The organism is Sphingobacterium populi (assembly GCF_001586775.1).
GTDB lineage: Bacteria > Bacteroidota > Bacteroidia > Sphingobacteriales > Sphingobacteriaceae > Sphingobacterium > Sphingobacterium populi.
Map to the genome: position 1 here is coordinate 587,248 of NZ_LQXS01000001.1, position 16,605 is coordinate 603,852.

A 16,605-nucleotide genomic window follows, 5' to 3' on the forward strand; every position below is an offset into this window, starting at 1 on the left:
AAACGTACACTTGCCCCTCTAATTTTAATTTTTCTACTTCAATAAAAATTTTACTAAAAAGAATATTAACCTATATGAAATATTTGTCAGTTCGACTATTTATTTCATTATTGATTTTTCTCAATCTATCATATATCTCGGGTCGTATTGTCAAATATCATACCCTATGTGCTCATAAAGCTATATTGAGTATGTTGTGTAAATTCCTGTTTTCGTGTAATTATTTTTGTGAATTCAATTTTATGATGATTTTTATTGGTTCAATCAGTAAATTTTTCATTTGTAAGCCTTAAAAATCAGTATAGTATAATGGAAGGCATAAGAATTTAAAGATGCAACTATAAAAACTCCATTTTTAATGTGGTCGTAACTACGTATTTATATCAATATAGAGAAAGTTATACTTTTGAATTAAAATGTAATACCCATTTTGTTGACATGTAGTTTTAGTCCTACATTTTGAAATTAATTTTCATTAGTGATGCAATTATTATCAGTAAACTACACATCTTTGTCCACTGTAAAACGTAGAATTTTGTTAAAGAGTTTAAATGTTGAAGTAATTTTGTTCTCATATTCTTAAAGGTTAATTTTTTACGTTTATTTTTAATATAATTTTTTAATTACATTATTTTTTTGTTTTATAGAATATAATTTAAGCTGTAAAAATGAAATTTAATCAGGTAAATAGTAATATTATGGGAAGATTAGTACGAAAAACCTATATATCTCCTCACATATCTACAATATATGTCGAAATCGAGTCTGCTTTTGCAGCAGGTTCGGTCGTAACGATCACTGTAGAAGATTCTAATCCCCCAAATGTATTGGATTGGGAAGAAAGAGAAAGTGAGCAAATTTGGAACTTTTAAAGTGATGCAATTTAATAGTAGTAATATGAAAGCAGGTATATATCTAGTTTTGATCTCTGGTCTTCTACTTTTTGTTGGTTGTTCTGAGAAATTATTAGAAAATCCCAGAGGGAGTACATCATTGAGAGTTGACGTGGAAGGGGTTAGTGGAGCAATAAATATAAACTCCAATACGACAGCTAGAGCAGTGGACAATTCGATAACTACTGGCTCTGGTAGATCTTCAGAAAGCTTAGGAAATACTAGTGGATTTCAGGTTGATTTTGTAACTGATCAAAATTTGATCGAATCACATGAAGATGAAGGATTTGGTGCATCGTTCGTAGCCAATAAGCATACGCAGCGATCTACACAAAGTAGGGCTTCAACGCCTATGCAACAAGGGTATACGTATAGAATTTTATTGTACAATAAAAATACCGGTGAACTTTGGCAAACTTTTCAAGGTAGTGCAGGAACATCTTTATCTATTGAAGCTCAACGTGGTGTAACCTATTTATGGTATGCCTATTCTTATAACAATACTGAAAATTTGTCTGCGCCATCTAACGGCAGCAATCCCGAAATTGCGACTGCAGTCGATAAGGATTTGCTATATGCGCATGGTGAGCTTACTATTCCAGCAGGTACACAAACTGACTTTCCTCTTGGGATAACATTTGAGCACAAAGTTGCGCAAGTGCACATAAAAGTCGACGCAACAGTGTTAGCGCGATTTGCAACGATTAATAATTTAAATGTGTCCTTTGATAATCCTAATTACATAAAAAGAGGAGTTTTTAATATCAAAGACAACCAAATGAATGCAATTGAGGTTGTACCAACCGAAACTATATTTAACTCGGCATCAAGTACTAATATCTGGGAGGCTAGTTATTTTACTGCTGATCCTTCTGCCGTAAGTACTTACAGAATCGTGGTAAATGATTTACCTGTACGTTTTGATGGTGTGAATGAGAATATAGCAAATAGAAATTTGGCTACCTATTTCGGTGCTGCAAATAGACCTACTTTTACGTCCAATTTCCCTAATGCGGCATTTGGTCAGCGGTTGAGTACTATCGCAAATCTCAATTATGTAACCGACCCCTTACGAATTTTGCATATTTCTAATAACGCATCATATGGGTATGCTTTGCAGCGTGGTCCTTCATGGGAATTCTTAAACTCACAAGAGAATTTCGGTAATTTGCCGCAAAGTATCGTGAAAATGGCTCCTTGGGCAGCAGGGCAGGGTAGTTGGATAGGAGGAAATGCAAATAACAATACTACGGAAAATTGGTTATTAATGAATTTTACTAACGCATTTGACAATCAACTCGCAGCACGGTTGAGCGCTAATAATACAACTAATAGACCAGATATAGTCATCTTTGGGTACAATTTTACCGAAGTTAGACCAGTGGTAGCTACCGCGTTATTAAATTATTTAAATGATAATGGCGTTGTAATTATGATGTATCAAAACGGAACGGGCAATAATTCGATAAGCTTTTTCAATCAATTATTTGGAGTATCCAATACGGGACTGAGCAGTTATGGATCTGGTGGAGCTATGTATTCTGTGGTCGGTACAGATATAGCAGACCCAATTTTAAATGGACCTTTTGGTGATGTTCGCAATACGCTCTGGGGCGAAGATGCTGGTACTACAATAGGAGTAACAAATGTTCCTCCATCGCAGGCCACTATTTATTCTCTTGGCCAACCTATCAATAGAAATGCTCAATCAGCGATGATTGCAAATCGCGCTACCATGTTTAAGCATAATACTAAAAGCTTCTTTTTCGTAGGTGATGGCGGATTTGTATCGTATACAGGTGGAACGTTTACCACTATTGGCCCATTTAATTACGACAATATCAGCAAACGTCCTTTATCAAAACCTTATGGTGATAATGGTGCAGGGTACGTGCAAAGGAGCAGAGATGCCTATAATAGTATTATTATGGCGAATGTAATGGCATGGGCCGTCAAAAAGGCGGAGCTAGAAGGTATTAAAACCTGGAAGTATGAAGGCCCGCCAACTCCTTAGTGGTAGGAATCTTAGCTACCGTTTCGAACAGGATTTATGCGCAAGCTTGCTTGCGCATAAACATAAAAAGCTTTTTGATCTCTAATCAAAAAGCTTTTTATGTTTATGTGATGTCGAATAGATTACAACTGTTATTCCGCAGCATCTACTTCTGAGATATCCAGAATAGCTAACAATAATAAGTACTCGCCTTTATCTAATCCCAATGCTTTTGCGCGATTCAATTCGTTTTGTGCTTCTATCATATCCTTATCGTTTTTATAACCGTATATACATAAGTTGTGTTTCATGTAAGGATTTGCAAAGCCGATGCCACATTTCTCATCATTGCCCAAATTAGGTACTCAGTGCGCGCACAATACGTAATCTATACCAAAAGTACGTATATTCCACGGTTAGCTAACTCTGTCCGCAATAGCATCCCACAATTTAGCACGAAAATGCAGGGCTTGAATAGCTGTATCTTGCATTTCTTGCCATTTCTGAGGATCATCGCCCGCAAGTTCTACAATCATTTGCATCGCCAGTGGACCATGTTCATCACCATCTAAATCTATATGTCGTTGAAAGTAATAAATAAACTTAGACATATCTACTGCGGGCGACTTTGCTTGTAATTCCTTTAAAATTGAAGTAAACATATCTGGTATTAGATCTTCTCTACCAAATGTAAAAGCAGCCGCGATTTGGTGCGCTTTACCATTTTGAATAATAGTGAAAGTGAATCGCAAAAAATCTTTGATGCGTTGATCTATAGCAGTAGCTTCGATTACAGCGAAAATATCGGTGGATGATGCCGCTAGATGTACAAAGTTTGTTATACTATCGGTATTAGCACCCATAGTGGACATCGCGTCCAAATACATTTCATAATGGCTCAAGCGACTGCCATCAATATATACATCGGATTCTTCGGCCAACACAATCTCGTTAATCAGATATCTTGTATTGGGCATACTACTCGCAAACCATGGAATAGATGTACAAGTAAGTTGTACTTGCAATGCTTTTAGCAGCGACATGAAATCCCATACTGCGTATACATGACCTTCTGTAAAGGCTTGTAAATCGTGCAGGTTATTGATTTTCGCATACAAAGGGTGATGAAGCAGCAATTTGCGTTCGTGAGCGATGGCGGCTTGGAGTAGTTCAATGCTAGACATGGTCGCAAAGATATTATAAAGTTTTGATCAATTTCGGATTTAGATATCAGCGTCCGATTATAACGCGGCGTAAAAAAGAATAGCCACGTATGCGCTAGCGTACGTGGCTATTAATACTTTTTAGACTAAAAAATAATTACATCGTAGGGAAAGCCAAGCCCATTATAGGCTTTCTAAAATTACTTGATGCTCTGGTAGCTTTACCTGTCTCTAAATCGATGCTGTATAAGCTATGTCTTCCATCAACTTCTAATGATGCCATGATGTATTGGCCATCAGCGCTAATGTCAAATCCACCAGCCGCAGTAATATTTACTCCTAGCTCTCCAACGGGCATCAAATCACCGTCATTTGGTGGCATTTGTTTGTATAGCATATTTGTTGTAACATCGATCACAAATAGATCTGTAGTAGTAGCATCAGCGGTGTTATTCGTATACGCTGCCGCTGTTACTTTAGCTCCTGATACACCATTTAACTCTCCGTCAACGGCTACGACTAAACCAGTTTCCGGGTGTACACGTAAATTCTGACCATTCGCCGTAACCACCCGAATTCGGTCGACCGTTGGATTGAAATCAAATCCCACTTCCATAGCATCTAATCCTGGAGTAAATGGTATTAGGCCCATAGCAGTAGCTGCAGCAGTTTGCGTGTTTATTTTATAAATTCTGTTGCTGCTACCAATAGCATATAATTCTCCGTCTTCAGGACGGAAATCAATACCTAATATTTTTTCATTGCTCTCCGTACCTGTGATTGTCCATTCATCTACCATATTTTGCACATTCTGTGCATTAAAGCGAATTAGATGATTGTCTCCATCAATAGCAAAGAATTCTACATTCGGGCCGACAATATCGTTATCGATCGTATTGTCATCTGAACAGGAAGTAGTAGCGAAGGCAAATGCCAACATAGCTGTCGCTAGCGATAGGGTAGTTGTTTTTTTCATAGTAGTATATTTATTAATAGTTTTTGTGTGATGCTCTTCTCAGCGTCGTAGACTAATGTGTGAACAGGCAATTTTCTATTTTGTTTTACAACTTGGGATTTTTTTCGTTATTCTGTACCTATTATGTTGCCATATGGTAGTTTGGCTACTAAAAATTACCTCAGGTGTGGTGAGAATAATTAGGTGTAACAGTTCGCGTCAAATTGCAATAGCAGCTGGTTTCCCCAAATATTGCTACTGTAGATATCACTGTACAGAAGATATTTTTTACCCGTATTTGGGCGGTGTAATGTTCATGTTGATGATGATGTGATATGCATCATCATAATTGCGTATTTTATTAAATGGTACTAGCCAGTTTCATTAGTATCCAAGGGTAATGTGAAACTAAATATCGAACCTTTATCAATTTCACTATCTACCCATAGTGTGCCACCATGCTGCTCAATTATTTGTTCGCAGATGTATAGGCCGATTCCCATACCGGGAAATTGATGTTGGATATGCCTTACACGATAAAATCGTTCAAAAATCTTCTTTTGATCGTTTAGACTAATACCCATACCAAAGTCGCGTACGGAAAACTTGATGTACTTGCTAATGACGGATAAGGAAACTTCAATTTTTTTGGCTTTTGGTGAATATTTGATCGCATTGGCCAATAAATTATTCACCACCTGACTTAGCTGAGCCTCATCACCTACATAGGACCTATCAATACGGCCAGATAAGATGATTTCGTGGCTATCCGTAGCGCGCTTAATAGCATCTACCGCTTCGCGTACCATGTTGTTGAAGTCAAACTTATCGCGGTGTACTTCCAAGTTTCCTGATTGGATTTTAGAAACATCCAAAAGCTCTGCGATCAACCGATTGAGTCGGTCTAATTGGACATTTGCTTTGTCCATGATGTTAAGAAGCTTAGCATCAGATTTTTTTGGTAGCAATCTTGTAGCTACTTGTATGTAACCCTTTATAGTGGTTAATGGCGTCTTTAGTTCGTGGCTGGCTACCGCTAGAAAATCATCTTTGCGCAGTTCTATAGCCCGCCGATCGGTGATATCTTCGATGGCCAGAAGAATGCGATCTTTGTAGGTTCCTTCCAATTCAATACGATGTGCATTGAGTAACATCAGTTTGTGTCCGATGTGGGGGAAGTTGTGTTGCACTTCAAAATCAAGCACCGGATTGTTAGTAGGCAAGATCTTCTCTAATAATTCTTTTAATGCCTCGATATCCCATTGTCCATTTCCCAGATCATATAGTTTCTTGTTAATGGTTTCTGCTCGATTCACTTTAAAAGTACGCATGAATTCTTCGTTGGCCGTCAATACTTTTAGATCAGAATCTAGTACCAACAGACTTTCACGCACTGTTTCTACAATACTTTTGAGGTATTCTTCGCTTAGCTGTAGGCTCGCAGTGCGTTCTTTCACTTTTTCTTCCATTAGCTCACGCTCCATTCGTAGCTCTTGCTCCGCTTTTTTTCGCGCGCTAACATCGTTTTGTACCCCAATGAAGTGCGTCACTTGCCCACGATCATCCGTGATCGGCGACACGTACAGCTCATTCCAGAAAAGTTCTCCGCTTTTCGTGTAATTTCTGATCTCTACGTTTACAGGTTTGCCCTGTTTTACGGCTTCTCGCAATTCTTCCCGCACCTTTTGCTCCCGATCATCCCTTTGAAGAAACCGACAATTGTGCCCAATGATTTCTTTTCTGCTGTAGCCGCTGATGCGCTCAAAAGATTTGTTGCAGTATATAATGGGGTTGTCGGGCAGATTATTATCCGTGATGATGATACCCGATATACTTGCATCAAGAGCCGACTGAAATAATGAATTAATATTTTCCGTACTCAGTTGTGCAACGGTTATGTGTTCTTGATCACGTTCGTTTTTCATATAGCGGTATCTATGTAGATGGGTATAGATAGCTACTAGGTATTCTAGTGAGCTATCTATCGATCTAATCCATCGAGTAATATAGTTGTGGCGATTTGCTCGCAGTAATCTTCCGGATTTCCTGCGGTCAATGCGCCAAGATAAGCGTTTGTGGCCCATCTTGATCGTTTTGTAATGACATCCTTATTGATGAGCTTCTCCCGCACTTTTCCTGACAGCGATCTTTTCAATTTTTTTTCAAAACGAATAAAGTGCTCATTAAAAATAATATCGTTCATGTATCTTAATAGTTTGTGTTTTAGCCAGTGTTTGCAACTTTAAGGCCAAACATAGATATGCGCTAAACCAATTTTGTTAATTTAACAGATTACGCATTTATACCGAGCACGATACGTATCTACACTTTTAACATATAATAACAGGCGTCTATTTTAGATTTGCGCAATACCGGCAAAGCAACATTATACACCGGAATTCCTTCTTTTGTCTTTCCTTCTAATGTGCCAGCGTGGGCATGCCCATGAAAAGCGGCAACGACGTTGCCACGATTGATTGGTTCGGCCAGCCGTGAAGATCCCAGAAAGGGAAATAGTACTTCGGGCTCTCCGGCTACCGTATCTTTGATAGGCGCATAATGAAGCAAAGCGATCTTAGGAATTTCGGGATGTTCTTGATCCAGCCTCGTAAGAGCACGCTCTAGTTGTAACGATTCATTGACCACCTCGTGTACAAATGATTTCATCATATCTTCCCCGAAAATAGATAACATATACTGGTCGAAACCACCGCCAAAACCTTTCACACCAGCAAATCCCACATCTGCTAATACGGTGGATTCACCATCCAAAATGGTCATCTTGTGCTCAGTTAGTATTTGTTTGATAATTTTTTGACGACCTTTCTCATAATCGTGGTTGCCCAATACACCCACTACCGGGATCTGTAGTGCCCGAAGATCTTCGGCTAATATGGCTGCTTCATCCTCATCGCCAGTATCGGTAAGATCTCCGCAAATGACGAGTACATCTGCTTCGTGTGACACTTCTTCGAAGATGGATTTCATTTTTCCACGATCACTCATCTTAATATGAATATCCGCCATAGCGGCTATTTTTTTTGCGGTCCGTTTTGCGTTCATATCTTTTTAAATAGTCGTAATGGTGTACGATTTGTAATTCCACTCTTTAATATCAACCTGATACTGCGTCTGATCTATCAAAGGACCGCGGCATACCTTTTCCACAGGTGCCGGAAGGTCGTATTGCTCATTGGCACGTGCAATCAACTCATCAAATATCCATTTTGGTATGATCGATCGATAATCGGCCGGGTATACAAATTGAAAGATGAGTAATTGAGCCAAAAAGATATGCCAATGCCGATCAAGTCTTGAAAGTAAGTGCTTCCAATCTATATGTTGGCCGTAGCGAAGCAAAATATGATTGACATCTGCACTGTCATTTCGCTCGCGATTTTGTACGTATAATTTACACCAGATCAATTCTTCTACTGGAATAAATTTTACTGGAAGCTGAGCAAATTCACCTTCGGTGGCAGTTTCATACCAGCGATCATCCACGGTACAGATATTATTTACGGTATCAAATATGATATCAATAAAATATTCTCCGTGAAATACCTTGGCGAGCCAACGCACATCAGTAAGTTCGGTTTGATATCCTTTTTCGGCAAATGCTTTTAAGATCTTTGGATATTCGCTGCTTTTGCAAAAAATATCTAAATCTTTGGTGTCACGAAAAATGCCGGTGTACTGAAACATGGCAAAAGCCCCGCCAAGCATAAACTGACAGTCGTTGTCATACAATAGCTGCAAGGCTTCTTTGTAGAATGCTTGTGATTCGATTTTCTGTTTTTCGGTTTCTATCATAACATCCCTGTTCTTAGTACGATAATAAATCTTCTAGCACGCGCTCATCTTCTCCCGGAAATCCGCGATCCGGTATTGGCGGCATGTTGGTAGATGGATCGCCTTCTTTCAAAGGAGTAGGATGATCGCGCTCTTCAGGATCCGGCACATCTTCGTAATCCGGAATACTCATCGCGTGATAGCTATTGGTGTATTTTAGATCGCGCAAGGCGATATTGTTTTTCGTATTCATAGGTGTGTATTAAGTGAGTAATACTTGACATCGCTTGAATGATAACAGCGCAAAACTAAAATGGTTGTACATGAAGTGGGCTTATCTTCTGTTTTGCTAACAGGAAGGGCAATTATTAGCAAACATGTACTAGCAAGAATTGTTGTACAGGGAACTATGATTAAAAATACATACACCGCCGTGTCTACATGGTTTTTGGGATTACTCATGTGGTCGGCGTTACCACTCTACGCGCAGCAAGACAGCAATCTGTTGGATGGTACATCCCGCGAATATATGATTGCTGTAGAGAATAGCGATACGATAGATACAACGCAAGAAACGCTGTCGCAACAGCCTATCGTAGTTGATTTAAAATTAAGAACTTTACAAATAAAAGTTGGTGAGCTGGCGCAGCAGATCGATAGCGTAAAGGCAGATCAAGATACCCTGAAGCAGTCAATTGGCTTGTTGGATTCTACTCCACAACCGTCAACCGTTTTCTTGAATGCCAAGGTTCGTGATATTACGTTGTTAAAGCAGGAAATCGTGCGCTACCGGCAGGATTTGCAAACACAAAGGCAGATGTATAGCGATGATCGTACTGATTCTGCACAGAATGGAGGCGTATTACGCGATGTGCAGGTTGGTATTGAAGATTCTTTGCAGCGGTTGGATCAACGGCTGGACGGCCTTCTGGGAAATGTGGTAAAGATTCGCGATCAACTAAATAATCGCACGCTTACAGATAGTTTAGCGCAAGATTCTAGCTACAGCGCTACTATGGAAATGCCGACTACACGACGTGTACTTCGCTCGATTCGCAATAATTTGGATAGCGACAAATCGATCGATCAGTTTTTTGACTATAAAGCTTGGAGTGGTCGTTTCTTACTTATTTTACTTACGTTGGCCTATTTTTACTGGTCCTTTAGCTTGGCTAAGGAGGAATCGCCAACCGAGCAAAAATGGCGATCCTTTAAAGATTTTCCAATCTGGAGTCCACTATTGAAATCTATCGTCTTCTTTTTACTATTATTGCCATTAGCAACTTATGAGATTCCAATATTAGTAATTCAGATTAGTTATTTAATTACGTCCTTACTGTTATATACCTATTACCGTAGTCGGCTTTCAGAGGTTCAGAAGCAAGTTGTAAATATTGTACTGCTTATCTTCTTGCTATTGATCGGTACAAATCTAGTCATCTCCGACGCGCTTTGGATAAGGAGCATTGTGGTTATTATAAATCTAATCGCACTCATACTAACATGGAGAATCGGGAATACACGAGATGTAGCATCACATCATAACTATATCCTACCGATTGCAAAATGGGGAATAGCAATCGGATTTACCGTTTCGATCTTGTGTAATCTATTTGGGTACATCTATTTTGCGCGCATCAGCAGCATTGCAGCTAGTGTTGGGCTTATTCAGGCACTTACATTTCGTGCGTTCGGCTCATTGTTGCTCGGAGATTTGGAGCAACATTATAATCTAGTGTCAAAAGAAAACTTAATACGCCGATTTGATCTTTCACGCATGCTTAGCAGCCTGAAAAGATTGATTTCTTTACTAAGTGTAATAATTGTGGGAATTGTCTTAGTCAATAATTTGAACATTACCACAAGAACCGCAAATTTTTTCCAAGCCGTATTATATAAAGAACATACCATAGGGAGCATCAGTTTTAATTATGCTAATCTACTATTAGCCATTCTGGTATTGTGGGGATCTAATTGGATTCAAAAGAATTTGAAACACCTGCTTAATGATCCCTCAAAAGATGATTTGCAGGCTAAGCGAATGACTCTATTTCCATTATTTCGACTCATTTTGGTAATAGTAAGTTTTTTCTTTGCCATCAGTATCTTAGGCTTGGGCTTAGATAAACTGACCGTAATCGTCGGAGCACTGACCGTAGGTATCGGTTTTGGATTACAAAATATCATCAATAACTTAGTTTCAGGCGTGATCTTGGTTTTCGAGAAGCCATTCAAAGTAGGTGATTATATCGAATTGGCAGATAAAAAAGGCCAGGTGCTGGAGATTGGTATTCGATCCAGTGTATTGCTTACAGACCAAGGTGCTAAAGTTATCATCCCAAACGCTGATTTGTTCTCTGGCCGTTTAGTCAATTGGACTTTTTCATCCACCGATATTCGTGTAAATTTGGATTTATCAATTACGGGTACCGATGATATTGAAAATATTAAAGAGCGCCTACGTGATTGGCTAAAAGCCGATCGATATGTCGATAAAACCATACCAATAAAAGTGCATACAAAAGATGTGCAACCTGATGTTTATAAAATATCTATTCAGGTAGGGATCAAGAATGTAAGGCAAATTGAACGATTCAGGAGCCAGTTCTTGGAGGGAATGAAGAAGGAATTAGATGCTATAAATGTGAATATTGCCTCTGTATAGCCATAATACATTACATGAAGAATGAATAACGATAATAAAAATATGCTAGATATTTTGAGTCAATCTAGCACAGCTATGGCGATCTATACATCGGCATCACTTCGCATAGGTTTCATAAATAACAGCATGATCAATTTCTGGACTTCTGATCATACAAAAAGCGCTAAACAATTTTCTGAGCTTTTATCGCATAGCGATCATCAGTGTTTGACCAGCTTAGTATCAGACGTATGGAATAGTGGTCAACCTTTTCAGGTAGCCTCATTTCCTATATTAATTAATGATAAAGGGATTAGTAAAACTGTGTATACGGATTGGGAGCTACAACCGATTACCAATGCTACCGGTGCAACGGAGTCTTTAATCCATACCATTAGAATAACGAAGGATCCACTCCTGAAGCCGTATAACAGCAACAACACCGTTCTGGCAGATGAAAAACTTAAAAGCTGGAGTAAAAAATTATCTCACGATCTGCGAAATCCTTTGTCTGTTGCCAAATTGGGTATGCAATATATGCGCTCGCGCCAGCAATTGACACCTGAAGAACATAAAAAATGGGTTAGTATGGTGATTGATGCACTTCAGAGCGTTGAAACACTGATTACAGACGTCGTTGATGTTAGTAAAACGAACACGAATAGTGAGCACGCTACGCATCGTGTACCGCATATGTTGCAGACGATCACTCAAGAGTACGAACCCATTCTCAATCTCAAGGTTGTAGCGGTATCTGCCATTCTTCCCGATATTAAAGGCGACAGCAAAACACTCTATCAAATTTTTAATTTAGCTGTCCAAAGTGTTGGATATAGATCTGATAGTTCTAGTCGGCAAAACGTTACGATTAAATGGTCCAAATTGTCAGATCGAATACAATATACACTTTTCAATGATAGCCAAAAAGCTGACTTCCAACCCGTAGGCTTAAACGTTTTAGAGGAGATAGTACACAAAATTAAGGGAGTAGTAGTGTGGGATACTATAGCGCAACGCTTAAGCATAAGTATTCCTTTAGCCTAACTATCTTTTTTTTGTTAAAATAAACTTTCTGGTATGGGAATTGGTCTATAGAAGTACAGACGAGTTAGCCGCATTTTCCGGAGAAAAGAATGCAGTATTATGCGACTGCAAATTTTAGATAGCATATTTTATGACACAGAAGAAGGTATTTATTTGTGATGATGATAAAGGCATCACCGATATGTTGGAAATGGTATTGGAATTAGAAGATGTAGATACTATTACCGAAACAGACAGCGTACACGCTTATGATAAGATGCTGGAATTCCAACCGGATATACTCATTGTAGATTTGTGGATGCCGGTGATCACCGGTGATCAGTTGATCAAGAGGGTGCGTGCTAGTGATGAATTAAAACACATTTTTATTATTTGTATTTCCGCGAGTCGTGATGGTTTGCAGGTAGCTACCGAAGCAGGAGCAAATACCTTCATCGCTAAACCATTTGATGTGGAAGAGTTTTTAACTACAGTGGAAAATGCCGTAATCAGTACTGTTTAGTGATCGTTAATTTTTTTCTACACATTCTCTGTATTACGTTTATATCTTTTTCGAGATAGCATTATAATAAAAAGTCCAAGATAGTATCTTGGACTTTTTATTATAATGCTAATGGATAACTTTCGTACCTAGTTCGATTCTAAGAATTGTAATAAATCGCGATTCAGTTGTTCCGCATGTGTAATATTTAGTCCATGAGGAGCCTTTTCATATACTTTTAGCTCACTATTCCGAATTAGCTTGGCTGCTTGTTCTGCAGAAGTTGCAATGGGTACCGTATTATCCTCATTGCCATGAACTATTAGCGTTGGCAACGAAATGGTTTCTAATTCGGCTCTGAAATCCGTATCCATCCACGCTCTAGCTGCTTCGATAGTTGCGTTAGCATCAGCAGCTGATGATACGGCCAAGTCAGCATCCAGTTGTGACTCTGGAACGGCTGAAGGATGTTTATCAGCATTGTAAAACTGCTGATGAAACTCTTTCAAAAACCCAATACGATTCTCTTTTAGGTTTTTTAAAATTTCATCTAAATCTTGCTCCGGAACGCCTTGTGGATTATCGGCCTTTTGTTTTACCAAAGGAATAATTGATGCAATAAGTGCGAGTTTGGAAAGCCGAGAAGTACCATAATTGGTAACATAGCGTATCACTTCGCCACCACCCATCGAAAAGCCTACTAAGGTAACTTTCTCCAGATTTAATTCTTCCAGCAATGCATGAAGATCGCCACTGAGCGCATCATAGTCGTATGCATCTGCTGCCGAGGAATCTCCAAAACCTCTACGATCATACGCAATCACTCGATAACCGGCGTTAACTAAGGACGTACTTTGATTTTGCCACGACGTGTGGCTGAGTGGCCATCCATGAATCAGCACAACTGGTTTTCCTTCTCCGTGATCTTGATAGTGATATCTATGGTCTGGTCATTTGATTTATAACTTATTTTTCCCATATTTTTTGTTCTTAATTTATTAATGTGTAAGCTTTCTGAATTTTTTAGTAGTCATGGCGCCCATGCTATAAAGAGCAAGCCATATGAGTAATGGCTGAAACAAGAGACGAACAAAGCGCGCGCGATCAGTATTCAACCCGAAGGCGTTTCTTTGATTTTTATACTGCGCCCAGTTTCCTGGAAATACCGCTATTAAAAATACACCAATTGTATAACCTAATCGTGGGTCAGGTTTGCTACGCATAAGAGTGAGTAGTCCGAGCATGATCTCTAGATAACCTGACCATACGACCGTTTGATCTTTAGTTGCAGGTACCCAATTTGGCACCTGCGCTCTAAACGCTCTTCTTCCGAACGTGAGATGAGCTACGCCAGCAAAAACAAAGAATGCGCCCAGAGCTACTCTTGCGATGTGTCTGCCGATATTTTTCCGTGTTTCAACTATTTGCTTCATAGTTTTGCGATTAGTTATTAAGCAGGTACTTTGCGCGATGTTTCACGTGCCCAATTGCGATGGCGAGCAACAGCTTTTAAAAACATATCCAAACTATTTTCCTTTGATTCGATCACGACTCCCCAGTCTTTTTCTTGTTTATTAATATAGGTACGATCCAATATCGTATCCGTTCCAATACCAAAAGCTAGTGGTTTGCAATGTCTATACATTTCGTTAATAAATTGAAATGTATCCGGTTCTTGGTTCAATAATTCAATAGCTTTTTCGCCGCTGGGAATAAACATAGCATCGTACAATACCGAAGATTCTGTCAGAAAACTATGTTCGATAGGTAAAACATTTCCTTGTTTAGTAGTAATCGATCCTACGTTAGGTGCAATTAATACAGGTGTGGCGCCGCCTTCTTCTAATGGATTAGTTATTTTATCTAACGAGTCTTGGCAAGTGCCGTCGGCCACTAGTATTGCAATCTTGCGCGTCTTAATGGTTTCTACTTTCTTATGCTCTATACTTAATGCTTCTGATTTTTCTATTTCAGGCTTTTTAGGCGTAATTGGATAGTCGGCATGATTCTGCTTGGCATAAAAAAGAGTTTCTTCAGCTAGGCCCGATGGAACTTCTAATCCTAAATTTTTAGCCACTTTTGTCACAAGATCCTGATCAACTTGTGTAAGAATTCCCAAATAGCGTTTTCTTATTTCAACAGAGTTGATCTTACCCAATTCAAAACTAAATGCACTGATGATATGCTCCTTTTCTGGTTCTGTTTGGCTATTATAAAATAAGGTAGCTTGTGTAAAGTGGTCTGCAAAACTATCAGATCTGCCTCGTACTTTACTTTCAGTAGTTTCTTCAGGATAAGAATCAAATCCTTTTCCTTGTATCATAGCATGGAATGGGCACCCACCACCCAACGTATTTGGAAAATAATTAGCTTTTCCTTTAGCTATATCGTGACGCATGTGGCCATCACGTTGATTGTTGTGCACCGGAGCAGTTGATCGGTTGATCGGTAGCTCGTGAAAATTGGTACTTCCTAGGCGACTTAATTGGGTATCTGTATAAGAGAATAATCGGCCTTGCAAAAGTGGATCGCTGGTAAATTCGATACCGGGCACAATGTGGCCTGGATGAAAAGCCGCTTGCTCAGTTTCGGCGAAGAAATTATCTGGATTACGGTTTAACGTCAATTTGCCTACCAATTGCACAGGAACTAATTCCTCCGGGATGATCTTGGTCGGGTCGAGCACGTCGAAAGAGAAATTGTCGGCTTGCTCTTGAGTGAAAATTTGTAACCCTAATTCCCATTCAGGAAAATTTCCAGCTTCGATGTTTTCCCAAAGATCACGACGGTGATAGTCGGAATCAAAGCCTGAGATCTTTTGTGCTTCATTCCACGCTACACTTTGCATTCCGAGAGTAGGCTTCCAATGAAATTTCACAAAATGAGATTCGTTGTTTTTATTGATCAGACGAAAGGTATGTACACCAAATCCTTCCATGGTACGCAAACTTTTAGGAATACCACGGTCTGACATTGCCCACATAATCATGTGCGCAGACTCTGGCATTAGAGATACAAAATCCCAAAACGTATCATGAGCCGATGCTGCTTGTGGCATTTCATTGTCTGCCTCGGGCTTCACGGCATGTACGAGATCCGGAAAGTTCATAGCATCTTGTATAAAAAATACCGGAATGTTATTGCCCACTAAATCATAGATACCCTCGTCGGTATAAAACTTGACTGCGAAGCCGCGCGCGTCACGCGCCATATCTGTAGAACCTTTAGAACCAGCCACTGTCGAAAAGCGCACAAAAACAGGTGTTTCTTTAGTGGGATCTTGAAGGAAGTCGGCCTTCGTATATTTTTCCAATGATTCATATACTTGAAAGACACCATGTGCACCACTACCTCTGGCATGTACAATTCGCTCTGGGATACGCTCATGATCGAAATGAAAAATCTTCTCTCTCAATATAAAATCTTCCAATAACGTAGGTCCGCGTTTGCCTGCTTTTAAGGAGTTATTGTTATTATGCACATTTACCCCTTGATTGGTAGTCATGTTGGTCATATTATTGTTGACCAAGTGGCTGTCCATTTGTTCTTTCTTGGGGTTTCTTCCGTCTTTTCCGATCGCCATACTAAATTTTATTTATCAGGTTTATTTTTTGTCATTAAGATTTAATTTTGTATCACT

General features: G+C 39.2%; 15 protein-coding genes. 5 read left to right on the plus strand and 10 right to left on the minus strand.

Annotated features, from left to right (window positions below):
* The first annotated feature begins 698 nt into the window (after window positions 1-698).
* Window positions 699-872 (plus strand): hypothetical protein, encoded by a 174-nt coding sequence (locus tag A0125_RS02280; RefSeq protein WP_197464734.1) that lies wholly within the window; start codon window positions 699-701, stop codon window positions 870-872.
* 25 nt (window positions 873-897) lie between these two features.
* Window positions 898-2,907 (plus strand): hypothetical protein, encoded by a 2,010-nt coding sequence (locus A0125_RS02285; RefSeq protein ID WP_066751535.1) that lies wholly within the window; start codon window positions 898-900, stop codon window positions 2,905-2,907.
* A gap of 395 nt (window positions 2,908-3,302) precedes the next feature.
* On the opposite strand, the gene A0125_RS02295 is transcribed toward A0125_RS02285, so the two are convergent.
* From A0125_RS02295 to A0125_RS02325, 7 genes are all read right to left on the minus strand, one after another.
* Window positions 3,303-4,070: a DUF3050 domain-containing protein gene (locus A0125_RS02295; RefSeq protein ID WP_066751539.1), complete on the minus strand. Its 768-nt coding sequence runs from the start codon at window positions 4,068-4,070 to the stop codon at window positions 3,303-3,305.
* A 136-nt stretch (window positions 4,071-4,206) separates the two neighbouring features.
* Window positions 4,207-5,025: a DUF4394 domain-containing protein gene (locus A0125_RS02300; RefSeq protein ID WP_082784853.1), complete on the minus strand. Its 819-nt coding sequence runs from the start codon at window positions 5,023-5,025 to the stop codon at window positions 4,207-4,209.
* Between the two features lie 350 nt (window positions 5,026-5,375).
* Window positions 5,376-6,929 (minus strand): PAS domain-containing sensor histidine kinase, encoded by a 1,554-nt coding sequence (locus A0125_RS02305; RefSeq protein WP_066751544.1) that lies wholly within the window; start codon window positions 6,927-6,929, stop codon window positions 5,376-5,378.
* 56 nt (window positions 6,930-6,985) lie between these two features.
* Window positions 6,986-7,207, minus strand: a complete 222-nt coding sequence (locus A0125_RS02310; protein WP_066751545.1) for a DUF1896 family protein — start codon at window positions 7,205-7,207, stop codon at window positions 6,986-6,988.
* Window positions 7,208-7,326: 119 nt separating this feature from the next.
* On the minus strand, window positions 7,327-8,067 hold the full coding sequence (locus tag A0125_RS02315) for a metallophosphoesterase family protein (protein WP_066751547.1): 741 nt from the start codon (window positions 8,065-8,067) through the stop codon (window positions 7,327-7,329).
* 6 nt (window positions 8,068-8,073) lie between these two features.
* Window positions 8,074-8,817 (minus strand): nucleotidyltransferase, encoded by a 744-nt coding sequence (locus A0125_RS02320; RefSeq protein ID WP_066751549.1) that lies wholly within the window; start codon window positions 8,815-8,817, stop codon window positions 8,074-8,076.
* A 13-nt stretch (window positions 8,818-8,830) separates the two neighbouring features.
* Window positions 8,831-9,049, minus strand: a complete 219-nt coding sequence (locus A0125_RS02325) for a hypothetical protein (RefSeq protein ID WP_066751552.1) — start codon at window positions 9,047-9,049, stop codon at window positions 8,831-8,833.
* Window positions 9,050-9,205: 156 nt separating this feature from the next.
* Between A0125_RS02325 and A0125_RS02330 the strand changes: the two genes are divergently transcribed.
* The 3 genes from A0125_RS02330 to A0125_RS02340 all read left to right on the plus strand — a co-directional run bounded on the left by A0125_RS02330 (window position 9,206) and on the right by A0125_RS02340 (window position 12,986).
* Window positions 9,206-11,461, plus strand: coding sequence for a mechanosensitive ion channel family protein (locus A0125_RS02330; RefSeq protein WP_197464735.1), 2,256 nt, complete (start codon window positions 9,206-9,208; stop codon window positions 11,459-11,461).
* Between the two features lie 21 nt (window positions 11,462-11,482).
* Window positions 11,483-12,484 (plus strand): histidine kinase dimerization/phospho-acceptor domain-containing protein, encoded by a 1,002-nt coding sequence (locus tag A0125_RS02335; protein WP_066751557.1) that lies wholly within the window; start codon window positions 11,483-11,485, stop codon window positions 12,482-12,484.
* Between the two features lie 130 nt (window positions 12,485-12,614).
* Window positions 12,615-12,986, plus strand: coding sequence for a response regulator (locus tag A0125_RS02340; protein WP_066751559.1), 372 nt, complete (start codon window positions 12,615-12,617; stop codon window positions 12,984-12,986).
* Between the two features lie 128 nt (window positions 12,987-13,114).
* On the opposite strand, the gene A0125_RS02345 is transcribed toward A0125_RS02340, so the two are convergent.
* The 3 genes from A0125_RS02345 to A0125_RS02355 all read right to left on the minus strand — a co-directional run bounded on the left by A0125_RS02345 (window position 13,115) and on the right by A0125_RS02355 (window position 16,548).
* Window positions 13,115-13,867, minus strand: coding sequence for an alpha/beta fold hydrolase (locus tag A0125_RS02345; protein WP_156472383.1), 753 nt, complete (start codon window positions 13,865-13,867; stop codon window positions 13,115-13,117).
* A gap of 96 nt (window positions 13,868-13,963) precedes the next feature.
* Entirely contained in the window at window positions 13,964-14,398 is a 435-nt protein-coding gene (locus A0125_RS02350; protein WP_066751561.1) for a DoxX family protein, read from the minus strand.
* Window positions 14,399-14,415: 17 nt separating this feature from the next.
* Window positions 14,416-16,548 (minus strand): catalase, encoded by a 2,133-nt coding sequence (locus A0125_RS02355; protein WP_066751563.1) that lies wholly within the window; start codon window positions 16,546-16,548, stop codon window positions 14,416-14,418.
* Window positions 16,549-16,605 lie beyond the last annotated feature (57 nt).

What these genes read in the sequence shown, in the direction of transcription:
- A0125_RS02280 (WP_197464734.1), top strand. Translation starts at nt 699, where the DNA reads ATGGGAAGATTAGTACGAAAAACCTATATATCTCCTCACATATCTACA.
- A0125_RS02285 (WP_066751535.1), top strand. Translation starts at nt 898, where the DNA reads ATGAAAGCAGGTATATATCTAGTTTTGATCTCTGGTCTTCTACTTTTT.
- A0125_RS02295 (WP_066751539.1), bottom strand. Translation starts at nt 4,070, where the DNA reads ATGTCTAGCATTGAACTACTCCAAGCCGCCATCGCTCACGAACGCAAA.
- A0125_RS02300 (WP_082784853.1), bottom strand. Translation starts at nt 5,025, where the DNA reads ATGAAAAAAACAACTACCCTATCGCTAGCGACAGCTATGTTGGCATTT.
- A0125_RS02305 (WP_066751544.1), bottom strand. Translation starts at nt 6,929, where the DNA reads ATGAAAAACGAACGTGATCAAGAACACATAACCGTTGCACAACTGAGT.
- A0125_RS02310 (WP_066751545.1), bottom strand. Translation starts at nt 7,207, where the DNA reads ATGAACGATATTATTTTTAATGAGCACTTTATTCGTTTTGAAAAAAAA.
- A0125_RS02315 (WP_066751547.1), bottom strand. Translation starts at nt 8,067, where the DNA reads ATGAACGCAAAACGGACCGCAAAAAAAATAGCCGCTATGGCGGATATT.
- A0125_RS02320 (WP_066751549.1), bottom strand. Translation starts at nt 8,817, where the DNA reads ATGATAGAAACCGAAAAACAGAAAATCGAATCACAAGCATTCTACAAA.
- A0125_RS02325 (WP_066751552.1), bottom strand. Translation starts at nt 9,049, where the DNA reads ATGAATACGAAAAACAATATCGCCTTGCGCGATCTAAAATACACCAAT.
- A0125_RS02330 (WP_197464735.1), top strand. Translation starts at nt 9,206, where the DNA reads ATGATTAAAAATACATACACCGCCGTGTCTACATGGTTTTTGGGATTA.
- A0125_RS02335 (WP_066751557.1), top strand. Translation starts at nt 11,483, where the DNA reads ATGAATAACGATAATAAAAATATGCTAGATATTTTGAGTCAATCTAGC.
- A0125_RS02340 (WP_066751559.1), top strand. Translation starts at nt 12,615, where the DNA reads ATGACACAGAAGAAGGTATTTATTTGTGATGATGATAAAGGCATCACC.
- A0125_RS02350 (WP_066751561.1), bottom strand. Translation starts at nt 14,398, where the DNA reads ATGAAGCAAATAGTTGAAACACGGAAAAATATCGGCAGACACATCGCA.
- A0125_RS02355 (WP_066751563.1), bottom strand. Translation starts at nt 16,548, where the DNA reads ATGGCGATCGGAAAAGACGGAAGAAACCCCAAGAAAGAACAAATGGAC.